The organism is Agromyces kandeliae (assembly GCF_009674665.1).
GTDB lineage: Bacteria > Actinomycetota > Actinomycetes > Actinomycetales > Microbacteriaceae > Agromyces > Agromyces kandeliae.
The window spans coordinates 267,009-293,053 of the sequence record NZ_WKJD01000012.1 but is presented as its reverse complement, the minus strand read 5'-3'; the positions used below and the strand labels follow the sequence as shown (position 1 = coordinate 293,053).

General features: G+C 71.8%; 24 protein-coding genes. 16 read left to right on the top strand and 8 right to left on the bottom strand.

Translation table 11 applies throughout. The features are described 5' to 3' along the window. Nucleotides 1-302: 302 nt before the first annotated feature. Nucleotides 303-1,676 (top strand): replicative DNA helicase, encoded by a 1,374-nt coding sequence (dnaB, locus tag GJR97_RS08485; RefSeq protein WP_154346040.1) that lies wholly within the window; start codon nt 303-305, stop codon nt 1,674-1,676. Between the two features lie 48 nt (nt 1,677-1,724). Here dnaB and GJR97_RS08480 read toward each other — a convergent pair whose 3' ends face one another. From GJR97_RS08480 to GJR97_RS08470, 3 genes are all read right to left on the bottom strand, one after another. Further along, nucleotides 1,725-2,096, bottom strand: a complete 372-nt coding sequence (locus GJR97_RS08480) for a hypothetical protein (protein WP_154346038.1) — start codon at nt 2,094-2,096, stop codon at nt 1,725-1,727. 96 nt (nt 2,097-2,192) lie between these two features. Further along, a complete protein-coding gene (locus GJR97_RS08475; RefSeq protein ID WP_324613297.1) occupies nt 2,193-3,503 on the bottom strand; it encodes an FAD-dependent oxidoreductase in 1,311 nt (436 codons plus the stop codon). A 28-nt stretch (nt 3,504-3,531) separates the two neighbouring features. After that, nucleotides 3,532-4,878 carry an aspartate aminotransferase family protein gene (locus tag GJR97_RS08470; protein ID WP_154346037.1) on the bottom strand — a complete coding sequence of 449 codons (1,347 nt, stop codon included), beginning with the start codon at nt 4,876-4,878 and terminating at the stop codon, nt 3,532-3,534. A gap of 165 nt (nt 4,879-5,043) precedes the next feature. Here GJR97_RS08470 and GJR97_RS08465 point away from each other — a divergent pair, with 165 nt between their 5' ends. Continuing rightward, nucleotides 5,044-7,005 (top strand): FAD-dependent monooxygenase, encoded by a 1,962-nt coding sequence (locus GJR97_RS08465; protein WP_324613296.1) that lies wholly within the window; start codon nt 5,044-5,046, stop codon nt 7,003-7,005. A 51-nt stretch (nt 7,006-7,056) separates the two neighbouring features. Here the strand turns inward: GJR97_RS08465 and GJR97_RS08460 are convergent, their stop codons facing one another. Beyond that, nucleotides 7,057-7,773, bottom strand: a complete 717-nt coding sequence (locus GJR97_RS08460; protein ID WP_324613295.1) for an IclR family transcriptional regulator — start codon at nt 7,771-7,773, stop codon at nt 7,057-7,059. Between the two features lie 117 nt (nt 7,774-7,890). Here GJR97_RS08460 and GJR97_RS18730 point away from each other — a divergent pair, with 117 nt between their 5' ends. The 5 genes from GJR97_RS18730 (at nt 7,891) to GJR97_RS17860 (ending at nt 13,357) form a co-directional block, all read left to right on the top strand. Then, a complete protein-coding gene (locus GJR97_RS18730; protein WP_154346036.1) occupies nt 7,891-9,087 on the top strand; it encodes an adenylate/guanylate cyclase domain-containing protein in 1,197 nt (398 codons plus the stop codon). Nucleotides 9,088-9,308: 221 nt separating this feature from the next. After that, on the top strand, nt 9,309-10,871 hold the full coding sequence (locus tag GJR97_RS08450) for a Re/Si-specific NAD(P)(+) transhydrogenase subunit alpha (protein ID WP_154346034.1): 1,563 nt from the start codon (nt 9,309-9,311) through the stop codon (nt 10,869-10,871). A gap of 39 nt (nt 10,872-10,910) precedes the next feature. Next, nucleotides 10,911-12,323, top strand: coding sequence for a Re/Si-specific NAD(P)(+) transhydrogenase subunit beta (gene pntB, locus GJR97_RS08445; RefSeq protein WP_229276115.1), 1,413 nt, complete (start codon nt 10,911-10,913; stop codon nt 12,321-12,323). Nucleotides 12,324-12,470: 147 nt separating this feature from the next. Continuing rightward, complete coding sequence (locus tag GJR97_RS08440) at nt 12,471-13,076, top strand: DUF308 domain-containing protein (protein ID WP_154346033.1); 606 nt, start codon at nt 12,471-12,473, stop codon at nt 13,074-13,076. Beyond that, nucleotides 13,073-13,357 (top strand): hypothetical protein, encoded by a 285-nt coding sequence (locus GJR97_RS17860; RefSeq protein WP_195760644.1) that lies wholly within the window; start codon nt 13,073-13,075, stop codon nt 13,355-13,357. The genes GJR97_RS08440 and GJR97_RS17860 overlap by 4 nt, the downstream gene beginning before the upstream one ends. Before the next feature lie 129 nt (nt 13,358-13,486). Here GJR97_RS17860 and purB read toward each other — a convergent pair whose 3' ends face one another. Both purB and GJR97_RS08425 read right to left on the bottom strand, forming a co-directional pair. Further along, nucleotides 13,487-14,872, bottom strand: a complete 1,386-nt coding sequence (gene purB, locus GJR97_RS08430) for an adenylosuccinate lyase (protein ID WP_154346032.1) — start codon at nt 14,870-14,872, stop codon at nt 13,487-13,489. Continuing rightward, on the bottom strand, nt 14,869-15,396 hold the full coding sequence (locus tag GJR97_RS08425; protein ID WP_154346030.1) for a low molecular weight protein-tyrosine-phosphatase: 528 nt from the start codon (nt 15,394-15,396) through the stop codon (nt 14,869-14,871). The genes purB and GJR97_RS08425 overlap by 4 nt, the downstream gene beginning before the upstream one ends. 115 nt (nt 15,397-15,511) lie before the next feature. On the opposite strand from GJR97_RS08425, the gene GJR97_RS08420 reads away from it, so the two are divergent. The 3 genes from GJR97_RS08420 (at nt 15,512) to GJR97_RS08410 (ending at nt 18,369) form a co-directional block, all read left to right on the top strand. Further along, entirely contained in the window at nt 15,512-16,405 is an 894-nt protein-coding gene (locus tag GJR97_RS08420; protein ID WP_195760643.1) for an aminoglycoside phosphotransferase family protein, read from the top strand. Nucleotides 16,406-16,573: 168 nt separating this feature from the next. After that, the gene (locus tag GJR97_RS08415; protein WP_154346028.1) at nt 16,574-16,900 is read left to right on the top strand and encodes a hypothetical protein; all 327 of its coding nucleotides are present in this window, start codon (nt 16,574-16,576) and stop codon (nt 16,898-16,900) included. Next, a complete protein-coding gene (locus GJR97_RS08410; RefSeq protein WP_154346027.1) occupies nt 16,897-18,369 on the top strand; it encodes an alpha/beta fold hydrolase in 1,473 nt (490 codons plus the stop codon). The genes GJR97_RS08415 and GJR97_RS08410 overlap by 4 nt, the downstream gene beginning before the upstream one ends. A gap of 53 nt (nt 18,370-18,422) precedes the next feature. On the opposite strand, the gene GJR97_RS08405 is transcribed toward GJR97_RS08410, so the two are convergent. Further along, on the bottom strand, nt 18,423-18,803 hold the full coding sequence (locus GJR97_RS08405) for a phage holin family protein (RefSeq protein ID WP_154346026.1): 381 nt from the start codon (nt 18,801-18,803) through the stop codon (nt 18,423-18,425). Between the two features lie 52 nt (nt 18,804-18,855). Here GJR97_RS08405 and GJR97_RS08400 point away from each other — a divergent pair, with 52 nt between their 5' ends. From GJR97_RS08400 to GJR97_RS08385, 4 genes are all read left to right on the top strand, one after another. Next, nucleotides 18,856-19,938 carry a histidinol-phosphate transaminase gene (locus tag GJR97_RS08400; protein WP_324613294.1) on the top strand — a complete coding sequence of 361 codons (1,083 nt, stop codon included), beginning with the start codon at nt 18,856-18,858 and terminating at the stop codon, nt 19,936-19,938. A gap of 43 nt (nt 19,939-19,981) precedes the next feature. Beyond that, a complete protein-coding gene (locus tag GJR97_RS08395) occupies nt 19,982-21,115 on the top strand; it encodes a thiamine pyrophosphate-dependent dehydrogenase E1 component subunit alpha (protein WP_324613293.1) in 1,134 nt (377 codons plus the stop codon). Between the two features lie 65 nt (nt 21,116-21,180). Continuing rightward, nucleotides 21,181-22,140, top strand: a complete 960-nt coding sequence (locus GJR97_RS08390) for an alpha-ketoacid dehydrogenase subunit beta (protein WP_407643588.1) — start codon at nt 21,181-21,183, stop codon at nt 22,138-22,140. A 47-nt stretch (nt 22,141-22,187) separates the two neighbouring features. Beyond that, nucleotides 22,188-23,600, top strand: coding sequence for a dihydrolipoamide acetyltransferase family protein (locus tag GJR97_RS08385; protein WP_154346022.1), 1,413 nt, complete (start codon nt 22,188-22,190; stop codon nt 23,598-23,600). Between the two features lie 36 nt (nt 23,601-23,636). On the opposite strand, the gene GJR97_RS08380 is transcribed toward GJR97_RS08385, so the two are convergent. After that, nucleotides 23,637-24,134 (bottom strand): GNAT family N-acetyltransferase, encoded by a 498-nt coding sequence (locus GJR97_RS08380; RefSeq protein ID WP_154346021.1) that lies wholly within the window; start codon nt 24,132-24,134, stop codon nt 23,637-23,639. A gap of 123 nt (nt 24,135-24,257) precedes the next feature. Between GJR97_RS08380 and GJR97_RS08375 the strand changes: the two genes are divergently transcribed. Beyond that, nucleotides 24,258-25,265, top strand: a complete 1,008-nt coding sequence (locus GJR97_RS08375) for a metal ABC transporter substrate-binding protein (RefSeq protein ID WP_154346020.1) — start codon at nt 24,258-24,260, stop codon at nt 25,263-25,265. Nucleotides 25,266-25,269: 4 nt separating this feature from the next. Beyond that, on the top strand, nt 25,270-26,037 hold the full coding sequence (locus GJR97_RS08370; RefSeq protein ID WP_154346019.1) for a metal ABC transporter ATP-binding protein: 768 nt from the start codon (nt 25,270-25,272) through the stop codon (nt 26,035-26,037). The last annotated feature ends 8 nt before the right edge of the window (nt 26,038-26,045 follow it).

Genomic DNA, 26,045 nt, shown 5'->3' with positions numbered 1-26,045 from the left:
CCACAGGTGTGGATTCGAGAATACCCAGGTCAGAAGCGAATTCACGCCGTGTCATTCACAAGATTTCCACAGTTGTCCACAGGACCTGTGCACATGTTCCACGGCGTTTCGCCCACGTCCTCCACAGAGTTATCCACAGGGCGGCTTGTGCTGTGGGAACCCCTTCCTTATGGTGAGTCAGTCTCCTTCGGAATGACGCCGTGAACGGGCCCCGCCAGAGCCGTTCGACGAGGTGTCGGGGGGTCCGGCGAGACTGGTCGCGGGGCGATGGCACATGCCCGGCGGGCGAGCGGAGGTAGGAATTGTCGATCGCGCATCTCGGGATCGCGGAACCGGTCGACGAGGCCGAGACCCGTCGCGGCGAGCGGACGCCTCCGCACGATCTCCTCGCGGAGCAGAGCGCGCTCGGCGGCATGATGCTCTCGAAGGACGCGGTCGCCGACGTCATCGAGACGCTCCGCGGCATCGACTTCTACGTCCCGAAGCACGAGGTGGTCTTCAACGCCATCCTCGCCCTGTACTCGCACGGCGAGCCCACCGACGTCATCGCGGTCACCGATGAGCTCACGAAGAACGGCGAACTGCAGCGGGCCGGCGGCGTCGAGTACCTGCACACGCTCACGAGCCTCGTGCCGACGGCGGCGAACGCCGGGTACTACGCCTCGATCGTCGCCGAGCGCGCGCTGCTGCGCCGCCTCGTCGAGGCCGGCACGCGCATCGTGCAGATGGGCTACGCGGGCGAGGGCGAGGTCGTCGAGCTCGTGAACAACGCCCAGGCCGAGATCTACTCGGTCACGGGCTCGGTCGAGAGCGAGGACTACGTCCCGCTGACCGACGCGATCGGCACCGCGATCGACGAGATCGAGGCGGCCAAGCACACCGACGGCAAGATGACCGGCGTGCCGACCGGCTTCGCCGACCTCGACGACCTCACGAACGGCTTCCACCCCGGTCAGATGATCATCGTCGCCGCGCGTCCCGCGATGGGAAAGTCGACGCTCGCGCTCGACTTCGCGCGGTCCGCGGCGATCACGCACGACCTGCCCACGATCTTCTTCTCGCTCGAGATGGGGCGAAGCGAGATCGCGATGCGCCTGCTCTCCGCCGAGGCATCCGTGCCCTTGCAGAACATGCGCAAGGGCACCGTCGACACGCGCGACTGGACCACGATCGCGTCGACCCGCGGCCGCATCAACGACGCCCCGCTCTACATCGACGACTCCCCCAACATGACGCTCGTCGAGATCCGCGCCAAGTGCCGCCGCCTGAAGCAGCGCGTCGGCCTGAAGATGGTCGTCATCGACTACCTGCAGCTCATGACGAGCGGCAAGCGCGTCGAGAGCAGGCAGCAAGAGGTCTCCGAGTTCTCGCGTGCGCTGAAGCTGCTCGCGAAGGAGCTCCAGGTGCCGGTGCTCGCACTGTCGCAGCTGAACCGTGGTCCGGAGCAGCGCGCCGACAAGATGCCGGCCCTCTCCGACCTGCGCGAATCGGGATCGATCGAGCAGGACGCCGACATGGTCATCCTGCTCCACCGCGAGTCGGCGTACGAGCGCGACAGCCCGCGCGCGGGCGAAGCCGACCTCATCGTCGCCAAGCACCGCAACGGACCGACCCGCACCGTGACCGTGGCGTTCCACGGCCACTTCTCGCGGTTCGCCGACATGGTGCAGGTGTAGCCGGGCTGCCCCCACTGCGCGCGGCCCGTCCCCGACGGGCCGCGCGCGTCAGCGGACGCCGCGGAAGCGCGCAGCCCCGACGATCAACGCCAGTGCCCCGCCGATCGCCGAGACGAGCGGCACCGCGGCGACCGCGAGGGCGATCGTGTTCGGCCGGAAGCGCAGGCCGTCCGGGCCGTTGATGTAGGCACCGATCGGAACGGAGAACCCGCCGCCCCCGCCCCCGCTGCCCTCGCCGTGCCCGGCCACGGCCTTGCCGCCCTCCGGCATGTCGCCGGAGCCCTCGCCCGCGCCGAAGCCGAAGCCGACGAATGCGACCGGCACCGCCTCCTGTCCGTCGACCGTGGTCTTCTCGCCGTACGCCACGCGTGCGCCCCACGAGGGGACCGATTCCGCCAGGTTCTCGATGAGCTTGCCCATGCGCCCGACGCTACGCGCGTTCGCGCCACGCGGCCAGACACGGGCGGTGAACAGGCATCGACCCCGCAGGCAGCGCTCGGCACGACGCGAGCTCGCTCACGATGGCGTATCGCCGATCGGGCCGAGCAGGTCGCGGACCACGGCGCGACCGATGCGGTCGCCGGAGACGAGCGCGCCCTGGATCGATGCGGTGTCGCGGTGGTCGCCGGCGACGTAGAGCCCGTCGCCCAGCCGTGCGGGGCGCCGCGTGCGGAGCGGGGGGAGTTGGGCGGGGAGGGCGTCGTGCAGGTCGTCGCGGCGGAGCAGGCGCCAGGCGGAGGCATCCGTCGCCCAGATCTCGCCGAGGTGGCGGCGCACGTCCGCCTCCGCGGGTGCCGCAGCGGGGTCGGTGCGTGCGGCCCGCGGGAGCAGGTTCGTCGCCGCGACGAGGTGCATCCCGCTGGGTGCCGAGGCGGGGACGGTGTGCGAGAGCACGACCGCGTTCACGATCGGGCCGCCTCGGCGCCCGTCGACGGCGAGCATGGCGGACGCCGTGGGCGGCTCCGTGGCCGCGAACCACCAGGTCTGCAGGCCGCGCGTCTGCGGAGCCGGCACGTCGACGAGGCTCGCGACGGCCTCTGGGCCGACGGCGACGACGACCGCGGATGCCGCGACACGCGAGCCGTCGGCGAGGTCGACGTGCACCCGGCCCGCCGGCCCGCGCCGTCCGATCCGCTCGACGACCGTCCCCGTGCGCACCTCGGCTCCCGCGACGCGCGCCGCCGTTGCGAGCTGCGTCGGGAGCGCGCCGATGCCCGCGGCCGGCAGCCCGGGTCGGCCGAGTGCGAACATGCGCACGAGCAGGCGCGCGAACGTGTCGGAGGTCTCGCCGCGGTCGTCGGCGAGGACGCCGGCGAGGAACGGCTCGAGGACCTCGGTGCGAAGCGGGCCGCGGAGGCCGACACGGTCCCAGGCCTCGGCGAGCGGCCCGTCTGGTCCGGCGATCACCGAGCGCGGCCGCACCATCGCCGGCGCGAGCCACCGCACCAGCGCGGCGAGGTCGCGGGGCGCCAGCAGGCCGCTTCGGAGGGTGGCCGGGAGTGCGGCGGGATGCCTGAGCGGGTGCGCGAGCACCGCGACATCCGCCCCGGCCGCTCGCCGCACCTCGACGCCGACCGGGAACCTCCGCAGGTCGAGGGCGTCGACGTCCACCCAGCGACGCACCGCCGGGTAGGCGGGGTTCAGGACCTGGAAGCCGCGGTCGAGGCGGAACCCGTCGACCTCGTCGGTCCGTTGACGGCCGCCGACCTCGTCGGCCGCCTCGAGCACGGCGACGCCGAGGCCGGATGCGGCGACGCGGGCCGCGCAGCGCAGGCCCGCGAGGCCGGCGCCGACGACGACGACGTCGGTCTCGTCCGACCCGCTCACGTCCACCGGCCCCGTCTCCGCCGCCCGCTCAGCCGAGCAGCTCCCGCGAGACCTCGCCGATCGCTCGGTCGAGGATCTCGACGCCGAGGTCGATCTCCGCCTCGCTCGAGGTGAGCGGCGGTGCGATGCGGAACGTCCCGCCCATGCCACGCAGCTGCACGACGTTCATGTGCAGGCCGAGTTCGAGGCACCTGCGAGTGACGCCGGCGCCGAGCTCGTCCGATCCCTCCTTCGTCTCGCGGTCGAGCACGAGCTCGACGCCCTGCAGCAGCCCTCGCCCGCGCACGTCGCCGATGACCCGGTGGCGATCCTGCAGCTCCAGGAGTCCGGTCCGGAGCCGGTCGCCGAGCGCGCTCGCGCGATCGTCCATCCGATCGCGTTCGAGTACGTCGAGCACGGTGTTGCCGACGGCTGCGACGAGCGGGTCGGACACGTGCGTCGTGAAGAAGAGGAACCCGCGCTCGGCCGCCTCGGCCTCGATCTCGGCGCTCGTGACGACGGCCGCGAGGGGCAGCCCGGCGCCGAGCGTCTTCGACAGCGTGAGGATGTCGGGCACGACGCCGTCGCGCTCGAACGCGTACCACGTGCCCGTCCGGCACATGCCCGTCTGCGCCTCGTCGAGGATCAGCAGCATCCCGCGTTCACGGCACTTCTGCTGCAGGGCCGCGAGGTACCCGAGCGGCGGCTCGATGATGCCGCCCGAGCTCAGGACGGGCTCGACGATGCAGGCCGCGAGGCTGCCGACCGACTGGGCGTCGACGAGGGCGAAGGCGTGGTCGAGCTGCTTCCTCCAGTCGAACGCGCCGTCGGGCGTCGTGAAGTCCGGGCGGTAGGCGTTGGGGGTGGGGATGGCGAAGTTGCCGGGCGCCGTCGGCCCGTAGCCCTTGCGGCCCGAGCTGTAGGTGGCACCCGCGGCGGCCGCCGTCATGCCGTGCCACGATCCGGCGAAGGAGACGATCTCGTGCCGGCCGGTGACGAGCTTCGCCATCCGGATCGCCGCCTCGTTCGACTCTGCGCCGGTGGTGAGCAGGAGCACCTTCTCGAGCGGTTCGGGCAGGGAGTCGGCGAGTCGACGGGCGAGGTCGACGACCGGGCGCGAGAGCATGCCGCTGAACAGGTGGTCGAGGGTGGCCACCTGCCGGCTCACGGTCGCCACGATGTCGGGGTGCGCGTGGCCGAGGATGGAGCTCATCTGCCCCGACGTGAAGTCGAGCAGGCGCCGCCCGCCCTCGGTCTCGACCCAGCTCCCCTCGGCGCGGACGATGACCTCGGGGGTGAAGCCGCCGCCGTACCGGACGAGGTGGCGGTCGACATCGGACCAGAACGCGTCATCGGCGAGGCCGGACGGCCGGCGGGAGGATTCGGCGAGCGACATGACGCGACGCTAACGCACGCGCCCCGGAGCATCCAGAGCCCGCGGCGAACCGGCCCGCTTGTGTCCGGGCGGATCACGGCCTACCATATCCACGCGCGATAATCGAAAGCCACATTCTATTATCGAACGCAACGACATCGCATCACGACGACGTGAGGAGCACACGTGCAGTTCCACCACCACGGATACGTGTCCGGCGATCCCCGGGTGAAGCCCGCTGCCGGCGTCGGCATCGACCGCCCCGAGGACCTGCCGGACGAGGTCGACGTCCTCGTCGTCGGCTCGGGCCCGGCCGGCATGCTGCTCGGCGCGCAGCTCTCGCAGTACCCCGATGTCGTCACCCGCGTCATCGAACGCCGTGACGGGCGACTCGTGCTCGGCCAGGCCGACGGCATCCAGCCGCGCAGCGTCGAGACGTTCCAGGCGTTCGGGTTCGCCGAACGCATCATCGCCGAGGCCTACAACATCGGCTACATGAACTTCTGGGGCCCCGACCCGGCCGAACCGGAGAAGATCATCCGCACCTCCCGCACCGAGGACTACGGATACAAGATCAGCGAATTCCCGCACCTCATCGTCAACCAGGCGCGCGTGCTCGACTACTTCGCCGAAGCCGCCGCCAACGGGCCGGGGCGGATCGTGCCCGACTACGGCATCGAGTTCACCGGGCTCACCGTGCACGACGAGGGCTCCGACGCCGCGGGCGAGTACCCCGTAGAAGTGCGCGTGCGCTACACCGCCGGCGAGCGCGAGGGCGAGGAGCGCACCGTGCGCGCCAAGTACGTCGTGGGCAGCGACGGCGCCCGCAGCGGAGTCCGCGAGGCGATCGGCCGCAAGCACATCGGAGGCATCTCGGCGCACGCGTGGGGCGTCATGGACGTGGTCGTGAACACCGACTTCCCCGACTGGCGCACGAAGTGCGCGATCAACTCCGCAGCGGGCAACATCCTGCACATCCCACGCGAGGGCGGGTACCTCTGCCGCATGTACATCGACCTCGGCGAGGTGGCCGACGACGACCACCACGAGGTGCGCAAGACGCCGATCGAGACGATCATCGCCAAGGCGAACGACATCCTGAACCCGTACACGCTCGACGTGCGCAACGTCGCCTGGTCCAGCGTGTACGAGGTCGGTCACCGGGTCACCGATCACTTCGACGACCGCGACGAGGGGGCGGATGTCGCTCCGCGGGTGTTCCTCACCGGTGACGCGTGCCACACGCACAGCGCGAAGGCCGGGCAGGGCATGAACGTCTCGATGCAGGACGGGTTCAACCTGGGGTGGAAGCTTGGCTCGGTCGTCACCGGCCTGGCACCCGCCGACCTGCTCGCGACCTACTCGTCGGAGCGGCAGCCGGTCGCGCAGCAGCTGATCGACTTCGACCGCGAATGGTCCTCGCTCATGGCGCGCAAGCCGGAGGAGATCTCGGACCCGCAGGAACTGGCGAAGCACTACCTCGGCACCGCCGAGTTCCCGTCGGGGTTCATGACGCACTACGGCCCGTCGATGATCACCGGCGACGCGGAGCACCAGGCGCTCGCCACCGGGTTCCCGATCGGCATGCGCTTCAAGTCGTCGCCGGTGTCGCTCGTATGCGACGGGAACGTCGTGCACCTGGGCCACCACGCGAGGGCCGACGGACGGTGGCGGATCTACGCGTTCGCCGACGCGCCCGCCGCCGGCGAGGCATCCGCTCTCACCGACTGGGCCGAGTGGATGTCGTCGCCCGACGCCCCGTTGGCGCGGCACACGCCGGACGGCGTCGACGTCGACGCCGTGTTCGACGTCAAGGTGGTCTACCAGCAGCCGCACGAGGACGTCGAGATCATGGCCGCGCCGGAGGTGTTCCGACCGAGGACCGGGCCGTTCGCGCTCATGGACTGGGAGAAGGTGTTCGCGGCCGGGCCGAGCACGTGGTGCCCCACCGACATCTTCGACGAGCGGGGCATCTCACGCGAGGGCGCCGTCGTCGTGGTGCGCCCCGACCAGTACGTCGCGCACGTCCTGCCCCTGACGGCGACCGACGAGCTCGCGGCGTTCTTCGAGCAGCACCTGCTGCCGCAGCGGGCGGTGGCGGATGCCTCGGCCGACGCGACCGTCGAACGCGACCTGGTCAGCCGCTGACCGTCAGTCGGTCGCGGACCCGCTGACGGACCGCGACCGCCCGCGGCGCGCTCAGGCCCCGTAGCTGCGGGACACCGCGCGCGCCGCGGCGGCGAGCCGATCGGCGATCTCGCCCTCGGGCCGCGGCATCGACACGTGGATGACCGCGATGGCCGCGGGCGGCTGCCCCGGCAGCGTGAGCGGAACGGCGACCGATCGCAGCGACGGCACGACCTCGTCATGGCTCAGCGCGTAGCCGCGGGCGCGGCTCTCGGTGATCTCGGCCCGCAGGTCCTCGGGCACGTCGACCGGCCAGGCGCTCTCGGGCATCGCGAGCAGGATCGCCTTGCCCGGTCCGCCGCGCGTGATCGGATGCCGGTGGCCCGGGCGGTACGAGACCACCGTCATGGTCTGCCGCGGCGCGGCGCTCAGCAGCGTGACGGCCTCCTCGTTGTCGGCGAGCACCGCGATGAGGCAGGTCATGCCGAGCTCGTTCGCGACCTCGGTGAGCTCGGGCAGCGCGACCTGCTGCAGGTCGCGAGCCACGCCTGCGGCGAGGGCCGCGAGCCCGGTGCCGAGCGCGAGCCGGCCGGCAGCGTCGCGGGTGACGAGGGTGTGCTCCTCCAGGGTCCGCACGAGCCGGTAGGCGACCGACCGGTGCACGCCCAGGGCCGCGGCGACCTCGTCGATCGTCAGGTTGCGGTCGGCGTCGGCGAGCACCTCGAGCACGCGGATGCCCCGGCTCAGCGTCTGCGATCCGGCCGCCGCGGTGGGCTTGGCTGCGTCCACGTCGGTCCTCCGTCTCGTCGCTGCCCGAGCCGGATGCACGCGGGCACTCGGTCGATAGTAGAACGCGTTGCGCGAAATCCGAACAGCGGGTCGCGCGACGCGAGTAGGCTGGCCGGCGTGAGCGGCTTCTCACGCGGAGAGGCGGCCGAACGCGCCGGCGTCGACGTACCGTACGTCGACCGCCTGGTGCGCCTCGGCATCGTCGCGCCTGAGGCGGGCGATCGCTTCTCGGCGGGCGACGTGCGCCGGATGCTGATGGCGCGTTCGCTCGAGGAGGCCGCCGTCCCCCTCGAGCGGCTCGCCACGGCGCTCGAGCACGGCGCGCTCTCGCTCGGGTTCTTCGACGCGGAGGCGTACGAGCGGTTCGCACCGCTCACGGGCGAGACGTTCCAGCAGGTCAGCGAGCGCACCGGCGTGCCGCTCGAACTCCTCACCACGATCCGAGAGGCCATCGGATCGCCGCTGCCGTCACCCGACGACCCGATGCGCGAGGACGAGATGGCCGTCGTGCCGTTCCTCGAACTGCAGGTCGCCGAAGGGTTCCGGCCGGCGGCCGTCGAGCGACTGCTCCGCGTCCAGGGTGACAGCACGCGACGCATGGCGGAGGCCGAAGGGGCGTGGTGGAACTCCGAGGTCATCGAGCCGGCCATCGCCGCGGGCCTCTCGGCGGATGAGATCGCCGATCCCGAGTTCGCCGATCGGAGCGCCCCCCTCGCGGAACGGGCGATGCTCGGCCTCTACCACGCGCAGCAGGCGCGCGCGTGGACGTCCAACATCATCGAGGGGTTCGAGGTGCTCATGGCCAAGGCCGGCATCCACAGCCACCTCGAACGGCCGCCGGCGATCTGCTTCTTCGACATCACCGGGTACACGCGGCTCACGCAGGAGCGCGGCGACGAGGCCGCCGCCGACCTGGCCGCGACGCTCGCACGGCTCGTGCAGCGCGGCTCCGTGCGCCACGGAGGCAAGCCCATCAAGTGGCTGGGCGACGGCGTGATGTTCCACTTCCGGGACCCCGGTCCCGCGGTGCGGGCCGGCCTCGAGATGGTGGACGAGCTGACGACGGCCGGGTTGCCGCCGGCCCACGTCGGCCTCCACACCGGACCCGTGCTGTACCAGCAGGGCGACTACTTCGGGCAGACGGTGAACCTCGCCTCGCGCATCGCCGACTACGCACGACCGGGCGAGGTCCTCGTCACCCAGGCGGTCGCCGATGCCGGCGACGAGGAGGGCATCAGCTTCCGCGACGTCGGGCCCGCGGAGCTCAAGGGCGTGCCGGGGGCGATGCACCTCTTCCGCGCCGAGTTCGCCTGAGGCGGTCGGCTCGCACCGGCTCTTTCCGATTCGCGAAAGAATGCGCGGTCTTTCCCTGTCATCGGGCGCGAAACATGGAGTCGGCGCCATGCGGGGACCTAAAGTGATCGCGTGCAGCACCGTCGCCGCTCCGGCCCCCACCGGACGACGTGCTCGCACGGACCCGTCCACGAGGTGCCGCATCGCACCGACCTGCGGTCGGGCGATGAGAGGGAGTACGCATGACGCGCATCGGCGTCGTCACCGAGCAGGGCTCGGAGACCCGGGTCGCCGCCACGCCGGCGACCGTGAAGCAGTTGGTCGGCCTGGGCTACGAGGTCGTCGTCGAAGCGGGAGCAGGCGAGCGCTCGTCGTTCCCGGACGACGCGTACGTCGCGGCGGGCGCCGGACTCGTCACGCGCGAGGCCGCGTTCGCGAGCGACATCGTCCTCAAGGTGAACCAGCCGGCCCCCGACGAGATCGCCGCGCTCTCCCCCGGCACCACGCTCATCGGCCTGCTGAGCCCGGCGCTGCGACCCGATCTCGTCGAGGCGCTCGCCGAACGAGGCGTCACGGCACTCGCGCTCGACGCGGTGCCGCGCATCTCGCGCGCCCAGTCGATGGACGTGCTGAGCTCGATGGCGAACATCGCCGGCTACCGCGCGGTCGTCGAGGCCGCGCACGAGTTCGGCCGCTTCTTCACGGGGCAGGTGACGGCGGCGGGCAAGGTGCCGCCCGCGAAGGTGCTGGTCGCCGGTGCGGGCGTCGCCGGGCTCGCGGCGATCGGGGCGGCATCCAGCCTCGGCGCCATCGTGCGCGCGACCGATCCGCGACCCGAGGTCGCCGACCAGGTCAAGTCGATCGGCGGCGAGTACCTGAAGGTCGAGGTCGAGGTGGAGCAGTCCACCGACGGATATGCGAAGGCGACGAGCGAGGCCTACGACCGGCGTGCCGCCGAGATCTACTCCGAGCAGGCGCGCGACGTCGACATCGTCATCACGACGGCGCTGATCCCGGGTCGGCCCGCGCCGCGCCTGATCACGGCGGCGGACGTCGCGAGCATGAAGCCCGGCAGCGTCATCGTCGACATGGCCGCCGGCCAGGGCGGCAACGTCGAGGGCTCGGTCGCGGGCGAGCGGATCGTGACGCCGAACGGCGTGACGATCCTCGGCTACACCGACCTCGCCTCGCGGTTGCCCGCGCAGGCCTCGCAGCTGTACGGCACGAACCTCGTGAACCTCGTCAAGCTCCTGACGCCCGGCAAGGACGGCGAGCTCGTCATCGACTTCGACGACGTCGTCCAGCGCGCGGTGACGGTCGTGCGCGACGGCGAGACGACGTGGCCGCCGCCGCCGGTGCAGGTGTCGGCCGCCCCGGCGGCCGCGACGCCGAGTGCGGCGGATGCCGCGGCATCCGCCGCAGGCCCGAAGCCGAAGCGGCAGCTCACCGCCGCCGGTCGCGCCGCACTGATCGGCGTCGGGATCGCGGGCCTGTTCCTGCTCAACGCCTTCGCACCGCAGCCGCTCCCGCAGCACATCACGGTGTTCGTGCTCGCGGTCGTGGCGGGCTTCTACGTGATCAGCAAGGTCGCCCACGCGCTGCACACGCCGCTCATGAGCGTGACCAATGCGATCTCGGGCATCATCATCGTCGGCGCGATCGTGCAGGTCACCAGCGAGGTCGTCGCGGTGCAGGTCCTGGCGTCGATCGCCATCCTGATCGCCAGCATCAACGTCTTCGGCGGGTTCGCGGTGACTCGGCGAATGCTCTCCATGTTCGCCAAGGGCGACCGGGCGAGCAGCTGAGCCGCGGACCGACCGAAGACGTCATCGAGGAGCCCCCTGTTGCCTGAGTCCCTGACCCCCGAATCGATCGCCGGTGCCGCGTACATCGTCGCGGCCCTGCTCTTCATCCTCAGCCTCGCCGGGCTGAGCCGCCATGAGACCGCCCGGGCCGGTGTCGGATACGGCATCGCCGGCATGACCATCGCCCTGGTCGCCACGATCTGGGTGACCTTCCAGGGCGCGTGGGACCGGCCAGGCACCATGCTCGGCCTCGGCCTGCTCGTCGTCACGGTGCTCATCGGCGGATCCATCGGCCTGTGGCGTGCTCGCATCGTCGAGATGACGGGCATGCCCGAGCTGATCGCGCTGCTGCACAGCTTCGTCGGCCTGGCGGCCGTGATCGTCGGATGGAACGGCCACCTCGACCCGCCCGCACTGGAGGGCTCGCTGGCCGACATCCACCACGCCGAGGTCTTCATCGGCATCTTCATCGGCGGCGTGACCTTCACGGGCTCGATCGTCGCGTTCCTGAAGCTCTCGGCGCGCATGAAGTCGGCACCGCTCGTGCTGCCGGGCAAGAACGCGCTCAACCTGGGCGCGATCGTCGTGTTCCTGGGCCTGACCGTCTGGTACGTGATGGACTCGCAGCTCTGGCTGCTGGTGCTCGTGACGGCGCTCGCGTTCGCACTCGGCTGGCACCTCGTCGCGTCGATCGGGGGCGGCGACATGCCCGTCGTGATCTCGATGCTCAACAGCTACTCGGGCTGGGCGGCGGCCGCGGCGGGCTTCCTCCTGAACAACGACCTGCTCATCGTGACCGGCGCGCTCGTGGGCTCGTCGGGTGCCTACCTGTCGTACATCATGTGCAAGGCGATGAACCGCTCGTTCATCTCGGTGATCGCCGGTGGCTTCGGCATCGAGGCACCCGCCAAGGCCGACGCCGACCTCGGGGAGTACAGCGAGATCCAGGCGGTGGACGCCGCGGAGATGCTGAAGGGCGCGAGCAGCGTGATCATCACGCCGGGCTACGGCATGGCGGTCGCGCAGGCCCAGTACCCGGTCGCGGAGCTGACGGCGAAGCTGCGCGAGCGCGGCATCGACGTGCGCTTCGGCATCCACCCCGTCGCCGGCCGACTGCCCGGGCACATGAACGTGCTGCTCGCCGAGGCGAAGGTGCCGTACGACATCGTCGAGGAGATGGACGAGATCAACGACGACCTGGCGGCGACCTCGGTCGTGCTCGTCATCGGCGCGAACGACACGGTGAACCCGGCCGCGGCCGAGGATCCGGGCAGCCCCATCGCGGGCATGCCGGTGCTGCGCGTCTGGGAGGCCGACAACGTCATCGTGTTCAAGCGCTCGATGTCGACCGGCTACGCCGGGGTGCAGAACCCGCTGTTCTTCCGCGACAACGCCCAGATGCTCTTCGGCGATGCGAAGGAGCGGGTCGAGGACATCCTGAAGTCCCTCTGACGCCGTCGGCCGGTCGGTGACCGGCTGAGGGGGTGACGGATGCCGCGGCTCGCGTCGCGGCATCCGCCATCGGGCGTTCGGCGCCCAGCATCCTCCGGGCGACGTCCCGCGTAGGATTGAACGGTTCCCCAGTCGAAAGAGGTCGCCGTGGCCGATGCCCGCGATGCCGCGCCCGAGCGCGCAGGCGCCTGGCTGCTCCCGGTGACCCGCGGGGCGCTCGCCATCATCCCATCGGTGGTCATCACGTTCTCGCAGGACCACTCTGCCGCGCTCGGCCTCACGGTCTTCGGCTGGTGGGCGCTCGTCGCGGGCGTCGTTGTGGGCGCGCTCTCGGGTCGACTCGTGGCCGACCGCACGGCTCGCCTGACCTTCGTGGCGAACGGCGTGATCACGGCCGCCGCGGGCCTCGTCGCCGTCCAGCTGGCCGGAACCCCCTCTGCCGGTGTCGCCACGTTCACCTTCACGGTGGCGGTCTGGGCTGCCGTCACCGGGATCCTCGAGCTCTTCGCCGGGATCCGTGCGCGCGGCCGCGTCGCCGCGGCGCGCGACTGGCTGGCCGTCGGCGGGCTCACCGCCGCGCTGGCCCTCGCCTTCGTCCTCCTCCCGCTCGATCCCGTCACCGCGGTGGGCCTCTTCGGCGCCTACCTCGTCGTGGCAGGCGTGCTGCTCGTGATCGGCGGGTTGTCGTTGAAGTGGGCCGCGACCGAGCCGAGCGGCTCCGGCGACGCGGCATCCGGATCGGAGCGATCGTGACCAACTCCCCCGACGGCGGCTACCGGCCGAGCCGGCGAGACGTGCTGCGCCCGGTCGAGTACGTCGGCGGCGCCGCGATCGCCGCCGTCTTCACCGCCGTCATCGTGCTCTTCGGCACGCGCGACTGGACGCTCACGCTCATCACGCTCGGCGGCGTCTTCATCATCGTGCTGATGGTGCTCGCGCTGCTCTCGATGGCGGTCAAGCCCAACTCGAGCGAGCACGGCGACGGCGCAGGCGGCGACCCCGAGCGCCGGCAGGGCGGCGACTCGGCGCACTGAGCGCCGCGCCCGTGCACGGTTAGAGTGCGATTTCTGGGGTGGAGTGCCGTTTGAAGCGGCGCTCCACCCCAGAGATCGTCCGTGAACGTGAAGCGGGCGTGAGCGGCCGGAGCGCGGGCGCGGGCGCGCCTAGCCCCGCAGGCGGTCGACGAGGTCGTCGGCGATGCCCGTGTAGGTGGCGGGCGTCAGCGCGAGCAGGCGCCCCTTCGCGTCGTCGGAGATGTCGAGGCCGCCGACGAACGCGGCGAGCTCCGGCGCGCCGACGCGCTTGCCGCGAGTGAGCTCCTTGAGCAGGGCGTACGGGTCGGCGATCGACGACCGGCCCGCGGCCACCTCGGCGCGGATCACGGTCTGGATCGCCTCGCCGAGCACCTCCCAGTTGCCGTCGAGGTCCGCGAGCAGCAGCGCGCGGTCGAGGTCGATCTCACCGAGGCCGCGGAGGATGTTGTCGAGGGCGAGCACCGAGTGGCCGACCCCGACGCCGATGTTGCGCTGCGAGCTCGAATCGGTGAGGTCGCGCTGCAGGCGGCTCGTGACGAGCGTTGCGGCGAGCGAGTCGAGGATCGCGCTCGAGAGCTCGAGGTTCGCCTCGGCGTTCTCGAAGCGGATCGGGTTGACCTTGTGCGGCATCGTCGACGAGCCCGTCGCGCCGGCGGCGGGGATCTGGCGGAAGTAGCCGAGCGAGATGTAGGTCCAGATGTCGGTCGCGAGGTTGTGCAGCACGCGGTTCGCGTGCGAGATGCGGCCGTAGAGCTCGGCCTGCCAGTCGTGCGACTCGATCTGCGTGGTGAGCGGGTTCCAGGTGAGCCCGAGCGACTCGACGAACTCGCGCGAGACCGTGGGCCAGTCGACGCCGGGCGCGGCGACGACGTGCGCCGAGAACGTGCCGGTCGCGCCGGAGAACTTGCCGAGGTACTCGGTCGTCTCGACCTGGCGGAGGATGCGATCGAGACGGTACGCGACGACCGCGAGCTCCTTGCCCATGGTCGTGGGGGTCGCGGGCTGCCCGTGCGTGCGCGAGAGCATCGCGGCGTCGCGGTGCTCCTCGGCCAGCCCGATCAGCTTGGCGATGACCGCGCGGTACTTCGGCAGCCACACCTGCGCGACGGCGTCGCGCACGGTGAGCGCATAGGAGAGGTTGTTGATGTCCTCGCTGGTGCACGCGAAGTGCGTGAGCTCCGCGAGGTTCGAGAGGCCGAGCTCGTCGAGCTTGCCCCGGACGAAGTACTCCACGGCCTTGACGTCGTGCCGCGTCGTCGCCTCGACGCGAGCGAGCTCGTCGATGTCGGCCTGGCCGAAGTCGGCGACGACCGCGCGGAGCGCCCGCTTCGCGTCATCCGCCAGCGGGCTCGTGCCGAAGAAGCCGCGATCGGTCTGCGCGATCAGCCACTCGATCTCGACGTGCACGCGCGCCCGGTTCAGGCCGGCCTCGGACAGGTGCTCGCCGAGTTCGCCGACGGCGGCGCGGTAGCGCCCGTCGAGCGGGCTGAGCGGCTGGGGAGGCAGCGAAGTCATCGGTTTCCTTGTCTGAGAGCCGGCGCGAGTTGCCGGAAGAGCGCCTGAGTCGACCGCTCTATCATCCCAAGAACCCGGTCGAAGGTCGCATCGTCGCTGTAGTAGGGGTCGGGAACGTCCTGCAGCGGGGCCAGCTCCGGATCGAACTCGAGCAGCAGGCGCACCTTGTGCGCGTCGACCGGGGTGCGCGCCCAGTTCCGGAGCACCCGCGACTGGCCGCGGTCGAACGCGACCACGAGGTCGAGCGCCGGGAAGTCCTCGGGGTCGAACTGGCGGGCCCGATGACGGCTGCCGTCGTACCCGGCGCGCTCCAGCGCCTCGAGCGTGCGATGGTCCGCCTGCTCGCCCACGTGCCAGTCACCGGTCGCCGCGGACACGATGTCGAGCCGATCGGAGATGCCGGCGCGTTCGGCGAGGGCGCGCAGCACGACCTCCGCCATCGGGGACCGGCAGATGTTGCCGGTGCATACGAACGAGACTCGGAAGCGCTGCGCGGATTCCCCGGCGGGCTCCGCAGGCGTCATGGAACCCTATTCTGGACCGAATCCGGGGGTTGGAACAGAGCGGGATCGGGTGCGGGTATCGCGCCGACGCCGCGCCGGCACCCTGCGGTTGCGCTGCATCGAAGGGAGGCGCCCCGTGACGGATGCCCCGCCGCCCGACTTCGATGTCGACGAGGCGCTCGCCGCGCGGCTCGTCGACGCCCAGCATCCCGACCTCGCCGACGAGGTGCGGTTCGTCGCGAACGGCTGGGACAACGCGATGTTCCGGCTCGGTGACGACCTCGCGATCCGGATGCCTCGGCGGCGCGAGGCGCTCGACCTCATGGTGCACGAGCAGCGCTGGCTCCCCGAGCTCGCCCCACGCCTGCCGGTCGCGGTGCCCGCGCCGGTGCGGAACGGGCGCCCGGCGCCCGAGCTCGGCTACGACGCCCCGTGGAGCATCGTGCCGTGGTTCCGCGGGGCGAGCGGGCTCGCATTCGACGTCGCCACGCGCGACGTCGCCGTGAACGCCCTCGCCTCGTTCGTCGCCGAGCTCGGCGCGACCCCGGCACCGGCGGACGCGCCTCGCAACGCCTGGCGCGGCGTCCCGCTCGCGCACCGCGACGACGACGTGCGGTCACGACTGGCGAGGGGACGGATCCCCGGTGCCGCGGGGCTGGTGCCCGTGTGGGACCGCGCGCTCGCGGCATCCGGATGGTCGGGACCGCCCGTGTGGCTGCACGGCGACCTGCACCCGCACAACCTCCTGCTCGCACCATCCGGCGCGCTCGTCGCCGTCGTCGACTTCGGCGACGTCACGGCCGGCGACCCGGCGACCGACCTGGCGACGGCGTGGCTGACCTTCGGTCCGAGCGCTCGGCGGCGCTTCCGAGCCGAGCTCGAGGAGCGACGCGGTGTCGACGAGGCGACCTGGGCCCGGGCCCGCGGGTGGGCGCTCGTCATCGCTTCGGCGGTCGTCGACCGCGCCGGGCCGTCGGGACCGTTCGGGACGGTCGCGTCGTCCGCGTTGGAGCAGGTGCGCCTCGACTGAGGCACTTCCGTGCGTTCGGCCCGCCGGGGTCCGGTCCGGTCGTGCCGCGACGCCGGATGCGGTCGTGTCGTCCTCCCCAGCCGGGCTCCGATCGAGCAGCGCACGCGATCGGGGTTCGCGCACCCGCGGGTCCCGGGCGAGGGCGAGTATCGCGGGGTGATCCCGCCGATGTCCCTCTCCCCCGCCGCGGCCGAGCTCCGACTCGGGGCGATCGACCGAGCGCTCATCGCCCTGCGACGGCTTCGCGTCGAGGTCGAGCAGGTCCGGCCGGGGCTCGTGCTCGAACGACTCGACGGATGGCACGACGACGCGGCCGACCTCTACGCCGATCGTGCTCGCGAACTCCGCTTCGCGCTCGCCGGCGCCGAACGCTCGCTGCTCGATGCCGAGGATCGGCTCGTGGTCGAGCGCGAGCGGGCGCGCGAGGCCGACGCCGCAGCCCGTTCGATCACGACACCGGATCGTCCGGTGTCCGGCGCGGGCGGAGTCTGGTGAGCGGACTCGAGGTCCGCAGCGGCGGGCCGCACTCGGTCGAGACGGAGTCGCTCATCGCCGAGGCCGTGCGCCTGTCCGCCGTGGCGCACCTGGTCGACGGGTGGGCCGCCCGGGCCGCCGCGTTGCGTGTGGAGGCGGAGACGGTCGCGGGACCCGATCCCGCCGACCGTGCGTGGAGCGCTGCGATCGACCTCGACACCGCACATGCCGGTTTCGGCTCGGCGTGCCGGGCGGCATCCGTGCTCTCGACATCGCTGGGGCTGAGCGCGACACGGTACGTGATGGCGGAGGGCCTGGTCGCGGGCCTCGCCGAGGCCGGGCGCCGGGTGGCCGCCGGGCTGCTCGGCGTCGCCGTGTCGGCCACGGTGCTCCCGGCCGCCTCCGCCGCCGCGATCGCGCTGGGGCCGATCGCGGCGGGCAGCATCCTCGCCCACATCGCGGATCCGGACGGCTACGACGAGGCCGTCCAGGCCGTCCTCGCGGAGCACGGCCTGCCGGTCCTGTCCGATCCGGCGTTCGTCGGGCTCGTCCGCGCCGCCGCCGATCAGGCGGACGAGTTCCTGGCGGGCCTCTTCCGCGCGCAGGGAGTGTTCGCCATCGGCTCCGTGCTCGACGCCCCGGAAAACGCGGGAGTCGTCCTGGCCGCGGCGGGTGTCGTGGGCCTCATGACGGGCTCGCGCAGCCTCCGCGAGACGGCGGTCACCGACCCGGTGCCCGCGCCGGGGCCACTGAGCGGCGCCGGCGGAGCGCCCTCCCCGGTGCAGGGCATCGCCGATCTCGCCGATCGGATCCCTCCCTCCGCGACGGGTGGGCCCCAGGTCCGGATCGAGCGCTACGACTCCGCCGACGGACCCCGCTGGATCGTCTACTCGGCGGGCACCGCCGACTTCTCGACGACGCCGGCGACGGAGCCGTACGACATGACCGCGAACGTGCACGCGGTCGCCGGGGCATCCGTCGTGGAGGAGCTCGTCGGCCTGCCGTCGGAAGCTGCGGCGTCCGAACGGACGCTCCGCGCGTCGATGGCCGAGGCCGGGGTGCGGAGCGGCGACCCCGTGATCGTGGTCGGCCATTCTGCCGGCGGCATGGTGGCGGCGAATGCGGCCGCCGACCCCGACCTCGCCGTCGCGGCCGCGGTCAGCTTCGGCGGCCCGGTCGCCCAGGTGGCGACCGGCGACACGCCACTGCTGTCGGTGACGCACCGCGAGGACCTCGTGCCGGCCACGGCGGGATCGGGCGTCGCGGCCGGCGGTCGGATCGAGGTGGGGCGCAGTCTCGGCACGCTCGATCCCGGGCCGGGCGATGCGGTCCCCGCGCACGCGATGGAGCGCTACCGCGAGACCGCCCGCCTGATCGATCGCGACGACGACCCGAGGCTCGCGGAGTTCCGCGAACTGCTGACGGAGTTCACCGAGGGGGGCGCGCCCGCCGCCGTCACGTACTGGCGCAGCGAGCGGGTGCGGGAGTGAACGGCCGGATGGGGGCATCCGCCCGACGGGCGACCGAGCTCGATCGGCCGAGCTCAGTCGGTCGGCCGGACGACCAGTCCGATCAGCCAGCTGATGAGGCCGAGCACGAGCGCACCGAGCACGCCCCACCAGAATCCGTCGACCACGAGTCCGAAGCCCATCAGGCTGCTGATCCAGTCGACGAGCAGCAGGAGCAGCCCGTTGACGATGAACGAGATGAGCCCCAGCGTCAGCACGTAGAGCGGGAACCCGACGATGCGCACGAACGTGCCGATCGTCGCGTTGACGATGCCGAAGATGGCGGCGATCAGCAGGTAGGTGAGCACGGTCGCGAACTCCGTGTCCTCATAGGGGACGACGCTCACGCCGGAGACGATGAGGGTCGTGAGCCAGAGTGCGAACGCGACGACGATGACCTTCAGGAGGAAGCGCATCCCCCAACTATGGCAGCGGGGGGCCCGCGAGCGAAGGGGTACGGTGGATGCCGTGACCGCATCGGAGCCCACGCCCCCGCAGGTGCGCCTGCGCCCGGAGATCGCCGCGCTTCCCCCGTATCGTCAGGGCCGGCCGGCCCCGGCGGACGGCTTCAAGCTGTCGAGCAACGAGAACCCCTGGCCGCCCGTCGAGGCCGTCGCGTCCGCGATCGCAGCCGCCGCGACGGAGGTCCACCGGTATCCGGACGCCACCGCGCTGACGCTCCGCGAGCGGCTGGCCGAGCGCTACGGCGTGAGCGTCGACGAGGTGCTCGTCGGTGCCGGATCGGTGTCGCTGATCGCGCAGTTCGTGCTCGCCGCGGCGGGCCCGGGCGACGAGGTCGTCTACTCGTGGCGCTCGTTCGAGGCGTACCCCGGGCTGGTCACCGTCGCCGGCGCGACGAGCGTGCAGGTCCCGAACCGCCCCGACCACGGACACGACCTCGATGCGATGGCGGACGCGGTGACCGACCGCACGCGCGTGGTGATCGTGTGCTCCCCCAACAACCCGACGGGGGTCCCGGTCACCGCGGACGAGTTCGAGCGCTTCATGGCGCGCGTTCCGGCCGACCGGCTCGTGCTGCTCGACGAGGCGTACGCGGAGTTCGTGCGGGACGAGGCATCCGTCGACGGCAGTTCGCTCATCGGGCGCTACCCCAACCTCGTCGTGCTCCGGACCTTCTCCAAGGCGTACGGGCTCGCCGGCGTGCGCGTCGGCTACGCGATCGGCCCGGTGCCGATCCTCGACGCCGCTCGTGCGACGGCGATCCCCCTCGGCGTGACCGCCGTCGCCACGGCGGGTGCGCTCGCCGCGCTCGAGCCGGCCAACGAGGAGGAGCTGCTGGGCCGAGTCGACGCGCTCGCCGAGCGCCGCGACGCCCTGCGCGACGCGCTCATCGCGCAGGGCTGGGAGATCCCGGTGGCGCAGGGCAATTTCGTGTGGCTGCCCACGGGCGATCGCACGATGGAGGTCGCCGAGGCGCTGTTCGACGGCGGGATCGTCGCGCGGGCGTTCCCCGGCGACGGCATCCGGGTGTCGGTCGGCGAGCGCGAGTCTGTGGACGTACTCCTAAGGCTTCTCGGGGAGCTTGTCTGACCTCCACAAGAAGGGCCCCACATCGAGCGGGTACCGTGGAACGGTGGCAGCCCCCTCACGCGACTTCACCGCTCCGACGGTCCAGCTCCTGACGCCCGAGGGCGAACTTCGTCCGTCGCCCGAGGCGGAGGAGTACCTGCCGCTGGTCGAGGCGCTGCCCGATGCCGCGCTCGAGCAGTTCTACCGCGACATGGTGATCTCGCGTCGGGTCGACGTCATGGGCGCGAACCTCCAGCGCCAGGGCCAGCTCGCGCTGTGGGTCCCCAGCCACGGCCAGGAGGCCGCCCAGGTCGGCTCCGCGCGCGCCGCGCGCCCGCAGGACCACATCTTCCCGTCGTACCGCGAGCACATCGTCGGCATGATCCGCGGCCTCGACCCGGTCGCCATCCTGAAGCTTTTCCGCGGCGCCACCCTCGGCGGCTGGACGCCCGAGGAGAACGGCAACTTCCACCTCTACACGCTCGTGCTGGCCTCGCAGACGCTGCACGCGACCGGCTACGCGATGGGCCTGCAGTTCGACGGTGCGACCGCGACGGGCGACCCCGAGTCGGATGCCGCGGTGCTCGTCTACTACGGCGACGGTTCGACGTCGCAGGGCGACGCGAGCGAGGCGCTCGTGTTCGCATCGAGCTACGCCACCCCCCAGGTGTTCTTCGTGCAGAACAACCAGTGGGCGATCTCGGTCCCGGTCTCGCGTCAGTCGCGCAGCCCGCTCTCCCTGCGCGGCGGCGGCTTCGGCATGCCGGGCATCCGGGTCGACGGCAACGACGTGCTCGCGAGCTACGCCGTGACCCGCCGCGCGCTCGAGGAGGCCCGCGCGGGCGAGGGACCGTCGTTCATCGAGGCGGTGACCTACCGCATGGGCGCGCACACCACCGCCGACGACCCGACGAAGTACCGGACCGATGACGAGGTCGCGTACTGGACCGCACGCGATCCGATCACGCGCTTCCGCACGTGGCTCGAGGGCCGCGGAGCGTCGGCCGAGTACTTCGACCGCGTCGACGAGGAGGCGGCGGACGTCGCGGCCGGCGTCAGGACGCGCGCGCTCGACGTCACCGCTCCCCCGCGCAGCGACATCTTCGCCCACGTCTACGCCGAGGCCCACCCCCTGATGGAGGCGCAGGCCGCATGGCTCGAGGAGTACGAGAACTCGTTCGAAGGAGACCAGGCATGACGGTCGAGACGATCGCCGACACGTCGGCCGAGGCGCCCGAACTCCGGGGCGTGCACACGCTGTCGATGGCGAAGGCCATCAATGCCGGACTCCGGGAGGCGATGCGCAACGACCCGAAGGTCCTGCTCATGGGCGAGGACATCGGGCCGCTCGGCGGGGTGTTCCGCGTGACCGAGGGCCTCGTGGCCGAGTTCGGGGAACGCCGGGTGCTCGACAGCCCGCTGGCCGAGTCGGGCATCGTGGGCACCGCGATCGGCATGGCCATGCGCGGCTACCGCCCGGTGCTCGAGATCCAGTTCGACGGGTTCATCTTCCCCGCGTTCGACCAGATCACCACCCAGCTGGCGCGCATGAACCTCCGCCACGACGGCGGAATGCCGATGCCGGTCGTCATCCGCGTGCCCTACGGCGGCCACATCGGCTCGATCGAGCACCACCAGGAGAGCCCGGAGGCGTACTTCGCGCACACGCCGGGCCTTCGCGTGGTGAGTCCGTCGTCGCCGCACGACGCGTACTGGATGATCCAGGAGGCGATCGCGTCGAACGACCCGGTCCTCTTCTTCGAGCCCAAGAGCCGCTACTGGCCGAAGGGTCCGGTCGACCACGACCACGCCGGGCTGCCCCTGCACGCGAGCCGGGTCGTCCGACGCGGCGACGACGTCACCCTCGTCGGGCATGGCGCAATGATCGCGACGCTGCTGCAGGCGGCCGACATCGCCGCCGAAGAGGGCCGGAGCCTCGAGGTCGTGGACCTGCGCTCGCTCTCCCCCATCGACTTCGGCCCGATCGTCGACTCGGTGCAGCGCACCGGGCGCCTCGTGGTCGCGCAGGAGGCGTACGGGTTCGTGAGCGTCGGGTCCGAGATCGCCGCGACGGTCGCCGAGCGGGCATTCTACTCGCTCGAGGCGCCGGTGCTGCGGGTCTCAAGCTTCGACACACCGTTCCCGCCTGCCGCGCTCGAGACCGAGTACCTGCCGAGCGCCGACCGGGTGCTCGAGGCCGTCGACCGGTCGCTGTCCTACTGACCCGGGGGTCGCACCACGACCCCGCACGTTCGAACCTGAGGAGCACGATGAGCGAGATCCGATTCCCGCTTCCCGACGTGGGCGAGGGCCTGACCGAGGCCGAGATCGTGCAGTGGCGCGTCGCGCCCGGCGAGCGCATCTCGCTCGACCAGGTCTTCGTCGAGATCGAGACGGCGAAGTCGCTCGTCGAACTCCCGAGCGCCTTCGAGGGCACGGTGACGGAGCTGCTCGTCGAGGAGGGCCGGACGGTCGACGTGGGGACGCCGATCCTGGTCATCCAGACGGATGCCGCCGACGGCATGTCATCGCCCGACGGCGCACCCGCACCGGCCGAGGCACCCGTGGCGGCTCCCGCCGCACCCGCGCCGAGCACCTCGGAATCGCCGGATGCCGGCGGCGCCGTGCTCGTCGGCCACGGCAGCACCGGGCCGAGCCAGAGCCGTCGCCGCCGGCATCCGGCGCCGGGCGGCGCGCACGAGCACCTCGCTCCCCCGCCCGCGCCGCCCGTCGTCTCCGCGCCGGCGCCGTCAGCGCGTCCCGCGGCGCCGGCGTCCGCGCCGGCCGAGCCGGTCCGTCCGGCGGAGCGGCACGACGACGGGGTTCCGGTGATCGCGAAGCCCCCCATCCGCAAGCTCGCGAAGGACCTCGGCGTCGACCTGTCGCGCGTGGCGCCCACCGGTCCGATCGGCGACATCACGCGCGACGACGTCATCCGCGAGGCCAGCCAGGCGAGCGTGTTCCGCAACATCCAGACGCCGGAGCTCCCGGCCGACCGGGAGACGCGCATCCCCGTGAAGGGCGTGCGGAAGGCGATCGCGCAGACGATGGTGCAGAGTGCATACTCCGCGCCGCATGTATCGGTCTTCGTCGACGTGGACGCGACGCGAACCATGGAGTACGTCAAGCGGCTGAAGGCGTCCCCCGATTTCGCCGGGGTCAGGGTGTCGCCGCTGCTCATCATGGCGAAGGCGATGATCTGGGCCGCACGCCGGAATCCGACCGTCAACGCGCAGTGGACCGATGACGAGATCATCGTCAAGCACTACGTGAACCTCGGCGTCGCGGCGGCGACCCCTCGCGGGCTGATCGTCCCGAACGTCAAGGAGGCGCAGGCCATGACGATGGTCGAGCTCGCCACCGCGCTCGAGCAGCTCACGCTGACCGCGCGCGAGGGCAAGACGCAGCCCGCGGAGATGCAGGGCGGCACGATCACGATCACCAACATCGGCGTCTTCGGCATGGACACCGGCACGCCGATCCTCAACACCGGCGAGGTGGCGATCGTCGCACTGGGCACCATCCGGCAGAAGCCGTGGGTGGTCGACGGCGAGGTCCGGCCCCGGTTCGTGACGACGATCGGCGGGTCGTTCGATCACCGGGTCGTCGACGGCGACGTCGCCAGCCGCTTCCTCGCGGACGTGGCGTCGATCATCGAGGAACCGGCGCTCCTGCTCGAGTAGCGGGCGCGTCGTGCCGACGGCCCGCGCCGCGCCGTCTCAGAGGCGGATCTCGAAGGCGACGACGCCGTCGGACCGACCCACCTCGCCCAGGCCGGCCTGCTCGAGCACGCGTCGGGCGGGGAGGTTCGCGATCTCGCATTCGGCGCGGGCGATGAGTGCGCCCGCCTCGCGGAGCACGTCGAGTGCGGCGTCGACGACGTACGGGGAGAGTCCGGTACCGCGGGCGGCGGGCACGAGTCCGAACGCGAACTCGACCGCGCCGCGTTCGTCCGGAGGGCCGAAGAGGTTGACGCCGCCGACGGCGGCGCCGGCCTCCCCGTCGGCGCCGAGGCGCCGGACGAGATAGGGGCCGTAGGGCGCCGGGTCGCCGTCGCGCTGCGTTGCGCGGACGTAGTCGGCGAGAAGCTCGGGTTCGTCGGTGAACGAGTAGCCGCCCTCCCAGCCGTCGACCGGGTCGACATGGCCCTCGAGCAGGCGCTCGGCGTCGGAAGGGGTGAACGGGTGCAGGGTGATGGGTCTCGTGGCGGTTTCCACGGCTGACACTCTCGCACGGACGACCGACGAGCGACAGCCCCCGTGCACAGAACGTCACGCGAACACGCGCATGCCGGACAGATGGTTTTGACAATCATTATCAATAACGCCTACGCTCGATGCATGCCGATCGATCTCCCTCGTCGAACCCGCTGGTCCGCACTCGCCCTCGGGGCGGCAGCCGTCACGGTGCTCGCGGGGTGCGCGACGCCGGGCGCGTCGGAATCGGACGGCGTGCAGGTGGTCGCGACGACCACGCAGGTCGCGGACTTCGCACGCGAGGTCGCGGGGGAGGCCGCCGAGGTGACCGGCCTGCTCGAGCCCGGGCAGAGCGCGCACTCGTTCGACCCGTCCGCGGCACAGCTGCTCGCGCTCGGATCGGCCGACGCGCTCGTCGTGAACGGCGCCGGGCTCGAGTCGTGGATCGACGATGCGGTCGAGGCGTCGGGGTTCGACGGCGTCCTCGTCGACGCCAGCACGGGCATCCGGCTCGAGGCCACCGAGGACGACCACGACCATGACCACGAAGCCGAGGACGACGGCCACGACGACGGTGGCGGGAACCCGCACGTCTGGACGGACCCCGTGCTCGCGGAGCGGATGGTGGCGAACATCGCCGACGGACTCGCCGACGTCCCCGGCATCGACGCCGACGCCGTCGGGACCAACGCCGACGACTACACCGCCAGACTCCAGGCGCTCGACGCGTGGATCGACGAGAACGTCGCGACCGTGCCCGTCGAGGAGCGACTCCTCGTGACGAACCACGACGCGTTCACCTACTTCCTCCACGCGTACGACATCACCTTCGTCGGCAGCGTGATCCCGGGCTTCGACGACAACGCCGAGCCGAGCGCCGCCGAGATCGACGCGCTGGTCGAGCGGATCGCGGAGACCGGCGTGCAGGCGGTCTTCTCCGAGGCGTCGATCTCGCCCAAGGCGGCCGAGACGATCGCCGACGAGGCGGGGGTCGTGGTCTACTCCGGCGAGGACGCGCTCTACGGCGATTCGCTCGGACAGCCGGGGACCGAGGGCGAGACGTACCTCGGCAGCCAGCTGCACAACGTGCGCCTGATCCTCGAGTCGTGGGGCGTGACGCCTTCCCCGTCGCCGTCGGTGCTGGGAGGATGACCGCATGAGCGAGTCGGGACCCGTCCTCGTCCTCCGGGACGCCGCGTTCCGGCACCCCGGAGGGGCCGGCGTCGCAGGCTTGCGCCTGTCGGTCGCGCCCGGCGAGGCCGTCGCGGTCATCGGGCCGAACGGCGCGGGGAAGTCGACGCTCCTCCGGGGCATCCTCGGCCTCGTCCCGCTCGTCGGAGGCAGCATGCGCGTCGGCGGTTCCGAACATGCTCCCGACGGCATGGTCGGCTTCCTGCCGCAGTCCTCGGACCTCGACCCCGACTTCCCGATCAGCCTCGAGCAGGTCGTGATGCAGGGACGCTATCGGCGGCTCGGCCTGCTGCGCTGGCCCGGCCGTCGCGACCGGGAGGTCGTGCGCCGCGCCCTGGAGACGGTGGGGCTCGCGGACCGCGCCCGCCTGCGATTCGGCGAGCTCTCGGGAGGCCAGCGCCAGCGTGGGATGCTGGCGCGCGCACTGGCATCCGAGCCCGTGCTCCTGCTCCTGGACGAGCCGTTCAACGGCCTCGACCAGGCGAACCGCGATGCGCTCATCGAGACCATCCGGACCCTGAAGCGACGCGGGGTCGCCATCGTCGTGTCGACGCACGACCTCGAACTCGCCCGGCAGGTCTGCGACACCGTGCTCCTGCTGAACGGCGGCCAGGTCGGATGCGGCCCGGTCGACGACGTGCTGACCCTCGAGAACGTGCAGGAGTGCTTCGAGGGCGTCGGCGTCGAGATCGACGAGCACACCGTGGTCGTCCCGGGGCACGAGGGTCATTGATGCAGACT

Excerpts from the sequence above, each read along its gene's own strand:
- GJR97_RS08480 (WP_154346038.1), bottom strand. The coding sequence starts at position 2,096 with ATGGGCAAGCTCATCGAGAACCTGGCGGAATCGGTCCCCTCGTGGGGC.
- GJR97_RS08470 (WP_154346037.1), bottom strand. The coding sequence starts at position 4,878 with ATGTCGCTCGCCGAATCCTCCCGCCGGCCGTCCGGCCTCGCCGATGAC.
- GJR97_RS08450 (WP_154346034.1), top strand. The coding sequence starts at position 9,309 with ATGACGCGCATCGGCGTCGTCACCGAGCAGGGCTCGGAGACCCGGGTC.
- purB (WP_154346032.1), bottom strand. The coding sequence starts at position 14,872 with ATGACTTCGCTGCCTCCCCAGCCGCTCAGCCCGCTCGACGGGCGCTAC.
- GJR97_RS08425 (WP_154346030.1), bottom strand. The coding sequence starts at position 15,396 with ATGACGCCTGCGGAGCCCGCCGGGGAATCCGCGCAGCGCTTCCGAGTC.
- GJR97_RS08415 (WP_154346028.1), top strand. The coding sequence starts at position 16,574 with ATGTCCCTCTCCCCCGCCGCGGCCGAGCTCCGACTCGGGGCGATCGAC.
- GJR97_RS08405 (WP_154346026.1), bottom strand. The coding sequence starts at position 18,803 with ATGCGCTTCCTCCTGAAGGTCATCGTCGTCGCGTTCGCACTCTGGCTC.
- GJR97_RS08390 (WP_407643588.1), top strand. The coding sequence starts at position 21,181 with ATGGCGAAGGCCATCAATGCCGGACTCCGGGAGGCGATGCGCAACGAC.
- GJR97_RS08385 (WP_154346022.1), top strand. The coding sequence starts at position 22,188 with ATGAGCGAGATCCGATTCCCGCTTCCCGACGTGGGCGAGGGCCTGACC.
- GJR97_RS08375 (WP_154346020.1), top strand. The coding sequence starts at position 24,258 with ATGCCGATCGATCTCCCTCGTCGAACCCGCTGGTCCGCACTCGCCCTC.
- GJR97_RS08370 (WP_154346019.1), top strand. The coding sequence starts at position 25,270 with ATGAGCGAGTCGGGACCCGTCCTCGTCCTCCGGGACGCCGCGTTCCGG.